Source organism: Streptomyces sp. WM4235 (assembly GCF_001279725.1).
GTDB lineage: Bacteria > Actinomycetota > Actinomycetes > Streptomycetales > Streptomycetaceae > Streptomyces.
The window spans coordinates 1-8,912 of record NZ_LGDE01000053.1 but is presented as its reverse complement, the minus strand read 5'-3'; the positions used below and the strand labels follow the sequence as shown (position 1 = coordinate 8,912).

Annotated in this window: 7 protein-coding genes; 6 read left to right on the top strand and 1 reads right to left on the bottom strand. The window is 70.4% G+C overall.

All coding sequences use genetic code 11. The annotated features are described in order from the left end of the window. The first annotated feature begins 241 nt into the window (after nucleotides 1-241). Both ADK55_RS06770 and ADK55_RS36025 read left to right on the top strand, forming a co-directional pair. A complete protein-coding gene (locus ADK55_RS06770; protein ID WP_159041297.1) occupies nucleotides 242-535 on the top strand; it encodes a hypothetical protein in 294 nt (97 codons plus the stop codon). A gap of 98 nt (nucleotides 536-633) precedes the next feature. Then, nucleotides 634-1,566 (top strand): aegerolysin family protein, encoded by a 933-nt coding sequence (locus tag ADK55_RS36025; RefSeq protein WP_053676549.1) that lies wholly within the window; start codon nucleotides 634-636, stop codon nucleotides 1,564-1,566. Nucleotides 1,567-1,712: 146 nt separating this feature from the next. Here the strand turns inward: ADK55_RS36025 and ADK55_RS06760 are convergent, their stop codons facing one another. Continuing rightward, nucleotides 1,713-4,463 (bottom strand): helix-turn-helix transcriptional regulator, encoded by a 2,751-nt coding sequence (locus ADK55_RS06760; RefSeq protein WP_053676548.1) that lies wholly within the window; start codon nucleotides 4,461-4,463, stop codon nucleotides 1,713-1,715. Between the two features lie 479 nt (nucleotides 4,464-4,942). Here ADK55_RS06760 and ADK55_RS40400 point away from each other — a divergent pair, with 479 nt between their 5' ends. The 4 genes from ADK55_RS40400 to ADK55_RS39075 all read left to right on the top strand — a co-directional run bounded on the left by ADK55_RS40400 (nucleotide 4,943) and on the right by ADK55_RS39075 (nucleotide 8,266). Then, on the top strand, nucleotides 4,943-5,077 hold the full coding sequence (locus ADK55_RS40400; protein ID WP_266974415.1) for a hypothetical protein: 135 nt from the start codon (nucleotides 4,943-4,945) through the stop codon (nucleotides 5,075-5,077). 129 nt (nucleotides 5,078-5,206) lie between these two features. After that, entirely contained in the window at nucleotides 5,207-5,518 is a 312-nt protein-coding gene (locus ADK55_RS06755) for a hypothetical protein (protein WP_234349927.1), read from the top strand. Then, entirely contained in the window at nucleotides 5,515-6,432 is a 918-nt protein-coding gene (locus ADK55_RS06750; RefSeq protein WP_078998570.1) for a zeta toxin family protein, read from the top strand. The genes ADK55_RS06755 and ADK55_RS06750 overlap by 4 nt, the downstream gene beginning before the upstream one ends. Before the next feature lie 835 nt (nucleotides 6,433-7,267). Next, complete coding sequence (locus ADK55_RS39075) at nucleotides 7,268-8,266, top strand: hypothetical protein (protein WP_199826460.1); 999 nt, start codon at nucleotides 7,268-7,270, stop codon at nucleotides 8,264-8,266. The last annotated feature ends 646 nt before the right edge of the window (nucleotides 8,267-8,912 follow it).

The following is an 8,912-nucleotide window of genomic DNA, read 5'->3' as shown; positions in this document are numbered from 1 at the left end:
AACGCCACCCCCGCAACTACCTGGCCTTTCTCGGTCTCGCCGCCGCCATCTGCTGCTACAAGCGGCTCGCCCGCCTCACCACATAGGACACGGTCTAAGTTCGCGGTTTTCCACGATGCCTGAGCATGACGGCGCCGTGACAGTCTGGCGTCACGCCGAGCCCCACCGCATGGCTGCGTCGGCAGCCGACTCATCTCGGGGGAGAGGCTGTTGGCGTCAGTGATACAGAAGGGACGTTGTCATGCGCAGGACAATTCGCACAGCTTCGTTGTGCGCCGTGCTCGCCGCCGCGGTTCTCGCCGGCGGGGGCGCCCAGGCGTACGCCGCCTCATCCTCCGCCGCCCCGGAACAGGCATCGGTGGCGCCCGCCGCCCCCACGGCGGCTTCGGCGTCCGGAATCTGGATATGGACCGGTGAATTCGCCTCGCACCTGGAGGCGGAAGCCAACTACTGGGTGCTGTACGGCCTCGGGGCGGCCACCCAGATGCTGATCGAGTACAGCGGCCACAGCACGTGGGTCCTCTACATCCAGTGACGCGCACGGCGCCGGTACGGCCTGTGGCACCCGTGTGTGAACCAGGCGAACAGGGCCCGCTCCCGTTCGCCGCTACCTCGAAGAGAGATGGCTGACCCATGCAGCTCAAGACCTCAACCACCCACCTCGGACGCACGGCCGCGGGTGCTCTCACCGCCGTGCTCATGGCGGCGGGCACGCTCGCCCTGGCCCCCGCCGCGCAGGCTTCGACGGGGCAGAGCGCACCGCAGGCGTCTGCGGAGCAGAGCCCGGTCACCGACAGCGGAACGAAGATCTTGCCCGGGACCACCGCACAGCGTTCCACGAGCGTCACCCTGGTCAACAAGACCGGGCAGAACCTGGTCAAGACGTGGGAGAAGCTCGATCACGGTTGCTGGACGACGGACATGCTGCCGCCCGACAACATCCCCAACGACAAGTCCCCGCGCTGGGCGAGCGAGTCCTGCGGAGCCGCCACCGGAACCGAGGGACGTGCCACGTACGCGCTCTCGAACGGCGAGGTCCAGCTGCACTGGAACAACCCCTACGTGGGCAGCAACAGTTACGAGTGCCACGTCCCGTCCGGGTACAGCTGCTACAGGAGTGGCGGCGGGGGCAACAACGCCGATGTCACGTTCACGGTCCAGCCCTCATGGGCGGCGAAGGCTCAGTCGCCGACGAGTACGGTGCCCGGAGCCACCGCGGCCCGGAGCACGACCGTGACCCTGACCAACAACTCGGGCAAGCTGCTGGCCCGCGACGGTTCGCAGCTGAAGTGGGGGATCTGGTCGGACGGCATGCTGCCTCCCTCCATGGTCCAGCCCGGCGTCACCGCGAAGTGGGCGAGCGAGTCGGAGGGCGTCATGACCGGCACGGAGGGCTCGGTCACCTTCAGCATGACCGGTGAGAGCAACAAGGTGACGGTGTACTGGAACAACCCCTACGTGGGCAGCAACGGGTACAGCTGCTCCGTCCCGAGCGGATACACCTGTAGCCGGAGCGGAGGCGGTGGAGACAACGCCGCGGCCTCCTTCACCGTGTCGAAGTCCTGACGCTCCCCCGGCGGTGACGGGAGACCGTCACCGCCGGGGAGGACACGCGTTCCCCGGCCCCTGCCGAACCATGCCTTCCGGGTTCCGGCAGGGGCCGTCGGAGCGAACCCCGCCCCTTCGTCCGGTCTCCGGTCGGCTGTACGCTCCTACGTTCCGCCCTGGCTCCCCGGATCCCCCGCGCCGGTCCCCGGGTCCGCCTCCGGCTCCTCGTGTTCCATTGCGGAGGCCAGTTGGGCACGTCGGGCGATGCGCAGCTTCCGGTAGGCGTGGGTGAGGTGCGTCTCCACGGTGCGGCGGGTGAGGCACAGCGCCGCGGAGATCTGGACATTGGTCCGGCCCCCGGCCGCCAGCTCGGCCACCCGCCGTTCGGCGAGGGTCAATGTGTGGCCGCTGCCCCTCTTCCGCGCTCCGGCCGCGCGCAGCGCGTCGTCCACCATCACGAGGAGACGCGCGGCACCGCGCGGCTCCCCGCTCTCGGCGGCGGGCGCGGACAGCCGCAAGGCCACGGCGTGCGCCTCGCGCAGTGCCTCGCGACCCTTCCGCCGGTTGCCCAATTCGATGTGGACGGCTCCCAGATCGACCAGGGTCTCCACGAGTTCCACGGGTGCGGGACTCGGTCTGAGCAGCTCGGCGCCCTCGGTCAGCGAACACAGGGCCATCCTGCCGCCCACGGCAGCGGCGACCGCCCGCAGGGCCCGGCCGACGGTACGGGCGGTGCCCCAGGTCCGGGCATGGCGCACCTCTTCCTCGGCGACTTCGCGGGCCGCCTCCCGCTGCCCGAGCCGCACCAGGGCGATCGCCGCTCCGGAACGCCACGGCGTGGCGACGGGGCTGACGAAGTCATGAGCGCGCTGACCCGCCCCGCAGGCCAGGTAGTCGTCGAGGGCCGCCCTCCAGTCGTGGTCCGCCGCGTGCAGCAGGGCCCGTGCGTAACGGACCTCGTTCCACTCCCAGGAACTGTCGTGCAGGGGCGGCGGTCCGACCAGGTTCACGGTCCTCCACGCCTCGCGGCGCCCACCCGTCTCGTACCGTGCGATCGCCACCATGGCCGTCAGATGCGGCAGCCGGACCCCCTGCCCGGCGGTCGCCTCCACCAAGGGCCCGTTCTCGGCTATGACGCGGTCGAACGCTCCGGCCCAGAGGGCCGCTTCGGCTCGGACGCTGAGCAGGCACTGCGTGCCCGCGTTCGTGAGATCCGGGGGAACGGGCGTGGCCGGCAGGCACGAGCCCGTCAACTCGACCGCCTCTTCCAGGCGGTCCGCCCACTGGAGCAGGGTGGCGGCGCTGCCGAGCCAGGCGGTGCGCAGTTGGGGGTCCACGGGCAGGGCCAGCCTCGGGCGGACCCTGGCGACCGCCTCGGCCGCCGAGCAGAGGCCCGCTCCGGCTTCGTACTCGGTGATCAGTCCGCATACGAGCGGCTCGATGGCGGGGGCCGCCGTCGGGGCGAGGGCACGCAGACCGGCGATGGCGGTGCGCCAGGCATCGTTGTCGTGCGAGGAGATGAGGGCACCGAGTGTCTGCACCATCTGGACCAGCTCGGCGTCGCCGGCGCGACCGACCTGGTCCAGGACCCGTAACGCGGAACCGGTGTCCCGCCTCGCGACGAGCGCCGCACTGAGCGCGGTCGCCGTCGTCGCCCGCTCCCGAAGGTCGGAATGCAGTTCCAGTCCGCTGCGCAGCCTGCGGATGGCGGCGGTCGCGTTGTGCGGAAGCTCCAGCGAGGCGAGACGTACCGAGAGGTCGGCGCGCCGCTCCGGATCGAGCGGACCGCTCAGCGCATGGCGCAGGTACTCGGCCGACTGGGCCACGTGACCAGTGCGGACCGCGTCCTGCGCCGCTTCGTCCAGAGCACGGACCATCCACGTCTCGCCCGGCCGGTCCAGGCGCAGGAGCCCCGCCGCCACGACCGCCGCGGGTGCGCCGCCCTCGTCCAGCAGTTCCGCGACCCGGATGCGGAGCGCGGTGATCTCTCCCGGCTCCGCCGCGGCGAGAACGGCCTCCCTCGCGAGGGGATGACTCAGCAACCTGCCGAGACGGCGCACCGACCGCTCGCACGACGAACGGTCGGACGCGCAGAGGCCGGAGAGCCTGCGCAGGAGCACGGGGTCGGTGTGGAACCCTCCCTCGGCCGCGACGGCGAGGGCCAGGCAGGCGTGGCGCGAACACGGATCGGCCTTCCGCCTCAGCCACTCGGCGATCGTGTCGCGGTACCGGCTGTGCGACGGGGCGGAGAGCGGGCGGGAGAGCCGACCCTCCGCGAGGTCGGAGACGAGCGCCCGCACCAGGGCCGCGTTCCCGCCACCCGCATCGACGCAGGTCGCCGTGTCCTTGTGATCAAGGCCGGCTTCCCGGGCCATGAGGCCGACGGCGGACTCGCTGAGGGGGTGGAGGACGACGGACGTACCCGAGGAGGGCGGGAACGGCACCACTGCCGACGGCGTGGCGCACTCGGTGACCACCAGCAGAACCGGGAGGTCGGCGATGCGGCGCGCGAGGTAGCCGATCCAGCGCCGGGAGACCTCGTCGGCATGATGGAGGTCGTCCACCGCGACGAGTACGGGCTGCTCGGCCGCGGCTCGGCCCAGCCGTGTCACCAGCATGTGGCACAGCCGCTGTTCATCCGGTCCGCTCAGTCCCGTGAAGGGAAGTACCCCGTCGTCCGAGAGGAACTGCCGGACGAGCCCGAAGGGGAAGTCGGCCTCCTCGGGAACGCCGCGCGCACGCTTCACCTGCATGGCGCCGCCATCGGTCTGCCGCCGTATGGCCTCCTCCAGCAGCGCGGTCCGCCCGCTACCGGCCACCGGTGCCGAGAGCAGGACCCAGCGGCCACTGCCCGCGCGCGCGGCCGCCGCCGCTGCCGAGACCGCGCCCAGCGCTCCATCTCGCTCCAAGAGCATGCGTCCCCACCCCTTTCGCCCCCTTCGTCCTGCCCTCCGGGGTTTCCGATCTTCACCCTTGGGCGACGCCAGTCGACTGATCACCCGGGAAACGGCGTGATCTCTGGTGTGAAAGAGCTTGATCTCGCCGTTTCCGTCACGGCTCTTCACGCGCCGCCCGGCACACCAGAGCCTGGCCGGCCACCTGCCCGCGCGGGCACGTCCACTGGACACCCCCACACGCCTCCTGGCTCAACCAGGTCGAGCTGTTCTTCTCCGCCCTGACCCGCCCGCGCCGGCACGTCCACGGCGACTTCCACAGCCGCGACGATCTGATCGACAAGCTGGAGACCTACGTGATCAAGCACAACGAAACAGCCAGACCCTACCGTCGCCCGCGTTGTAGTCCTGGGGTCTTCATCGGCCCCGTTGACACTCCCCCCAGAACCACGCCGAGGCGCCGACGTCCCTGCGGCATCCACCAGGATCCGCCGCTCGTCGTGCCCGTCCCCCCAGGAAGCGACGAGGCTTTCGAGTTGTACCTGACGCTCTCGGAAGCGACCACGGCTCCCGCGCTTCACCCGGCCGCCGCCGAGGTCGCCCGCCGCGAAGCCGCACTCAACGCTCCGCTGTAGCCCCGCCCCAAGGCGATCAGGCCCCGGCGGATATCGGGTGCGGTCAGGCTCCTCCGCACGGGATCCTGTGAAGTGATCCACAAGAAGAACGCATCCACGAGCACGATCTGCCCCAAGGAAGGAAGTCCCGTGGCCGAGCCCGACAACGGCATCTCCATCACGCACCAGCTCCCGACGTACGACTGGTCGAACGAGGGAACGGCAGCCTACGAGGCCGCGATCGAAGCGGTGAACGGAGCTGTCGGTGCCTACAGCGCGCTGATCGCCGCAGAGCAGGCCAAACCGGCGCCGGACCAGGCCGTCATCGTCAACGCCCTGGCGGCGCAGGCCCGGCTGGCGAAGGAACGCGAAGGCCTTCGCTCCGACGACGGCGAGCAGATCGCCGCAGCGCGCCGGCACTACGCGCAGCTCGCCCGCGAGATCCGGGAAGGCAACGCGTGATCGACCCGGACGAGGTGGAGCGGTACCGGTTACCGGCAGAAGACAACCGGCGCATCTTCCGGGAACGGATCGTCCCTCATCTCCTCGAAAGACGTCAGCCGCAGGGCACCCCCACGGTGGTTTTCCTCATCGGCCAGCCCGGGTCCGGCAAGAGCCGCGTCACCGAGATGGTGGCTGCGGCACTGAACCAGCACGGCGGATTCGTGGATGTCGACAGCGACCTCTACAAGCCGTACCACTCGTCCTACGACGCCCTGATGGCGCGGGACGACACGCTCATGGCGGCCTACACCCGGGCGGACGGGCGGGCATGGATGGCACAGGCCGAGGAGTACGTCCGCTCTCACAAACTGAACGCGATCATTCAGGAGACCTCGCAGAACGCGTCGGCGGTGGAAGACAAGATGCTCGCCTACCGCCGTGCGGGATTCCGTCTGGAGGCACTCTTCATGGGCGTCCCGAAGGCATTGAGTGACCAGGGCATCGTCACCCGCTACTTCGACCAGCTGGCGGACCGGGGCCAGGGACGGCTCACCGTGCAGTCCAACGCCGACGAGTCCTTCCACGGGATCCTCACCCTGGCCGAGAGCGTCGACGACGCCGCCCTGGCGAGCCTCGTGAGCGTCTACCGCCGGGGCGAGAGCAAGCCCCGGTACAGCAACACCCTCGACGGAACAGGTGACTGGGCCGGCCGTCCCGCCACGGCGGAGGCGATCACAACGGAACGCACCCGGCCCCTGACGGCCTCCGAGAGCGAGGCCTTCGTCGCCACTCAGATACGGAATCGCGAAGCCGGCCACGACCTGGGACCGGAATGGCCCGAGCGGCTGGCCCGGATCGAGCAAGACGCCACGCCCGTACTGACTCCCGCAGCTGACGGCGGCCCCCACCTGGCTCTCCTCCGTCGAGGGTGATCCGGTACGGGAAGGGGCGGAAGGATGCCAGCTCCGCGAGGATCGCCAGGTCTCCTCAGCGACAGTCAGCTCTCGGCCTGGGCCGAAAGGCTGTCGAAGGCGGAGCAAGCCGCCCTCACGCAAGCCCAGACTTCACAGCCGACCCCGGCGGACGAGATCGTCCAGCGGCTACAGGAGCAAGGCGCCCGCCCTGAAGTGATCTCTTAGGCCCAACGGACCGCAGCCGCGGACCAGCAGCACGCCGACCATGCCGTAACCACCGCGCGAGACCAGATGGACCGCCTCAACCGACTCAGGCAACGCGCAGCCGCCGAAGTAGAGAGACGGGAACAGCTCCCGCCCCACCGGCGTGAACAGGAGACCGAGGTCCGGCAGCAGATGCAGGCGCTCACCCAGCCTCGTCCCCCTGCGCCCCCCGTCCCAGCTCCCCGGATCGCGCAGCCGAACGGGGAAGCACAGAGCCGGAGGCACTCCCTGTGAGAGCCGCTGGTGGCCGGCCAGACGTGGCCGCCTTCTCCGACACGGCGAGCGGCCGCCGTTTCACACCCCCCGACCGGTGAACACGCGCCGCCCGTGGCGCAAGACCCCCTGGAGTACCGCGATGGCCACAGCAGCAGACCAGGTCAGGGACCCTGTCGCGGCGCGGGAGCGCCGTCCCGGGCGCGGGGCCATGCCCTTGTGGGACGGGTCAGATCCGCCGGTCCCACCGACCGTTCCGTCGGCATCCGGGCCCGCTCCGACCCCACAGGATCTCGACTGGGCGGAATTCGACAAGGTTCTCGAAGCCTGGGACGAATACGGCCCTCCCGGCCACTCCTCCGAGGTTCGGGCTGCCGTGGCCGAGCACGTGGCCGCCCTCAGCTCGCCGCCCGCTCCCACACCACCCCCCGCATCGCCCACACAGACGAGCTGGGCCCCGCTCTCGGCGCCGGCGCCCGGTGTCGGCCCGACCCCGGCAATGCCCGGTGCGGTGACCGCGGTCGAGGCAGCCCAGGCGGGAGTGGACGCCCACGCCGAGAGCCTCACGAACCATCCCGAATGGCAGCAGATCCAGACCGTCCGCGGCGCTCTGAGGCACGTCTGGGACGTGATGAAGGAGAAGGCCGGCCCCTATTGGGAGAAGCTGCGCGAGGACGTCCGCTTCCAGGGATTCTGGAAGACGATGTCGATCCGGGCCTGCGAGGCGATCTCGGTTCAGGCGGCTGCTCTCGCGAATCGCCTGCGCCCCGGCACGGGAGACCTGCCCGCTGCCGATGCCCTGCTGAAACTCTCCGACGCCACCCTCACCTACAGCAAGGTCGCAGCCGCCGAACGGGCCAACACCCCGGTGCCGGTCTCCCCGCCGGAGGCGGACGCCGAGGCACCGCCGATGCAGCGGCTCGTCGAGCGCGAGTCCCCGACGGCGTACGCCACCCGCGAGGACTCCGTACGAGCCGCCGAAGAAGTGACGCGGAGCTTCGCGGCGTGGATGGGCACATCCATGGGCCAGGAGCTGAACACCTCCGACCACCTCCGGGTGACGGCGTTCCGAGACGCCTGGCAGCAACTCCCGCCGCACGACAGCGGGCCGGGCCCGGCCGTCGGCCCGTACGGCGACGTCGCCGAGAGGGCGAACGCCCTCGTCACCGCAGCGGTCGCCTCGGCCCGCTTCGCCCCGGGCGACCTCCGGGCACTCCAAGCGGTGGCCCAAGAGGCGGACCACCATGCGGCCCGCCTCTCGGTAACCCTGCCACCGGGTACGCAGCCCCCGACGACGCAGAAAGCCGCGCTGCCCGCACCGCGCGCCGCCACCCCCACGCCGCCGGCAGGCCGCACCTCTGGCGCATCGGTGTAGGCGGAGGGGCGGGGCGGCCCGGTTGGAGTGCTGCTACCCGCAGGTGCGGGGAGCAGACGCCGGCTATCAGAGCGCGGAGGGGTCATCCCCGCGGGTACGGGGAGCAGGATTGCTGAGCTGCGACGATATCTGGCCCAGCTGCCATTCTGAAGCGCTTCTGTTGAATCCGACATTAGGGTGAATGGTGCGTTCAGGCGGCGGGCGTCGAGGCTCGGCGCCCTCGGGTGAACATCCACCACGCTCGGCCCGGAATGAGAGCGGTCATCCACCGGACAGTCGCCCGTGGCTCGAGCACTGGCGCCTCCGCTGTGATCGCCCAAAGAACCACCGCACCAGCCGCGCTGGTTATCGCTCTGGTCTGCTGATTCCGTTGTTCTGTGCGAAGAATCGTGCAGAACATTCGTTACGGAACTTTCTACTCCGGTTGGGTGGTGGGGTGGTTGACTGCGCCCGGCGGTGCGCCGGTACGTGGTGTTCGTCTGTCCCGTGTGCGCACTGGGTGGGTGCAACGCTCGGTGAATGTCAGGGGCACGGTCGCGCGGAGTGTGTGTACTGCGCAGGTGAGGGTGACGGAAATGTCCGTGGTCGGTAACCGGCCACGTCGGGGGCTGCGGTGGGTCGTGCGGCGGGTCGAGAGTGTGGTCCT